Origin of the sequence: Helicobacter jaachi (assembly GCF_000763135.2) — a bacterium.
In the GTDB taxonomy this organism is placed as follows: Bacteria; Campylobacterota; Campylobacteria; order Campylobacterales; family Helicobacteraceae; genus Helicobacter_C; species Helicobacter_C jaachi.
This window is the reverse complement of record NZ_JRPR02000026.1, coordinates 1-1821: the sequence shown is the minus strand read 5'-3', so window position 1 is coordinate 1821 and position 1821 is coordinate 1. Positions and strand designations below refer to the sequence as shown.

The 1821-nt window shown below is 30.7% G+C and carries 2 protein-coding genes; both read right to left on the bottom strand.

From position 1 onward, the window contains the following. Positions 1 to 1305: MBOAT family O-acyltransferase (locus tag LS71_RS09765; protein WP_238700405.1), on the bottom strand; the 1305-nt coding region annotated here is incomplete at its 3' end. Between the two features lie 232 nt (positions 1306 to 1537). Beyond that, positions 1538 to 1759, bottom strand: coding sequence for a hypothetical protein (locus tag LS71_RS09550; RefSeq protein ID WP_034357329.1), 222 nt, complete (start codon positions 1757 to 1759; stop codon positions 1538 to 1540). Positions 1760 to 1821: the final 62 nt, after the last annotated feature.

Sequence of the window (1821 nt, the reverse complement as noted above, 5' to 3'; positions counted from 1 at the left end):
CACATTCTTAAACCCTACACATATAATAAATGCCCCCACCAACATAGACCACACAATTAAAGAACTATCCACTATAGCATTTGCCCATTTGCCATAGTGTATAGGCATATGTATAGAATCTAAGCCTATAGCATTTATGCACATATTTATATATTGAGTAATCTTATTTATATAAGGCTCTAATATGTTAGGTAAAATAATCACTCCACCAAACATACCCTTCAATAAATTAATAGCTCCCTGCACATTCTCACTTCTAAAAAATATCCACGCTATATTAATAAAATTAAAAGTAAGCAATAAACATAAAGCCTTATAGCATAGCGTTGTCCTTATATATAAAAAAGCTTTTAATATCTGTATATATACATAATGCACATACTCCTGTGCTACCCTACTGCAGTGTATGAAACTCCTATAATCTCCCCTCCATTTATATTTATCTTTGCACCTGTCTTTAGAATTTGCATTTATAAAGCTATTACATAATACTTGCCTCTCTTTATATCTATTATCACATACATCATAAGCATTATGTGCATGCTCTTTATTGTTTTTATGCTCATATTTGCAGATTCTATATTTCATAGCATCTATGCTATAGATATAGATTCTATGAATGATTAAAGCCAAACCATGCAATACTCCCCATATAATAAATCCATAACCAGCTCCATGCCAAATCCCACTAATCACACTCACTATAAATAAATTTCTAAGTGTGAGTAGCTTATTTATCACATTATAGAATCTAACATATTTATATCTTTCATTCTTACTTCCCCCCAAAGGAATATAGATATAATCTCTTAAAAACCTCCCCAAAGTAATATGCCATCTCCTCCAAAAATCTGTAATATTTAATGCCTTATAAGGAGAGTTAAAATTAATAGGCAGCATTATCCCAAAGAGTAATCCTAAACCTATAGCCATATCACAATACCCACTAAAATCAAAATATAACTCAAAGCTATATGATAAAGCACAAGCCCAAGATTCTATACTATTTAATACTACACCATTTTGAGTAGCATTAAAGCCAGCATTTGCCCATACACCTAAATAATCAGCAATACATACTTTCTTAAATAATCCTATGGCAAATATAAATAAACCCTTAGCTATATGCTTATAGGGCAAAGTCTTAGTATATTGTAAAGCTTCAAATTGAGGCATCATCTCTTTATGATGCACAATAGGACCAGCAATTAATTGAGGAAAGAAAGTAATAAATAAGCAATAATCTAAAAAATGGATATGCCCTAAGCTATATGATGCAGATGTGTTTATATCTTTATTATGCACACTCTTATAACAATCTACTAAAAATGCAATTTGTTGAAAGGTTACAAATGATAAGGCTAAGGGTAGGAGTATATGAGGCAGAGGAATATTAACATTTGCATCTAAGAGAGCAGCAAAAAGATTAAATTGAGCTAAGCAAAAATCACTATATTTAAAAAATCCAAGCAGCAATACATTAAAGCTAATGCCTAAAATAAGATAATATTTAGTAGGATAAATCTTAGTATAGAATCTACACTTCGCCCCCCCCCCCGTTAAATCTCATAGCTTTAAAGCTAAATCTATATGATAAAATCTTTTTAGCTATAAGATAATTTACACCTATAGATAAAAGTAATATAGGCAGATATGTCCATTTAAAAAATCCATAAAAGCATAATGATGCTACAATCAAAAAGACTTTAGCATACACATAAGCATAACTAAAAGCACAAGACTTAATCACATAAAACATACACCACACAATAGGCAAGAAACAAAATAAGAATATATGGGAGTTGAAGAGCATTTAGCCTC

Bases quoted from the DNA above. Each gene is read 5' to 3' on its own strand.
- LS71_RS09550 (WP_034357329.1), bottom strand. From the start codon at position 1,759: ATGTTTTATGTGATTAAGTCTTGTGCTTTTAGTTATGCTTATGTGTAT.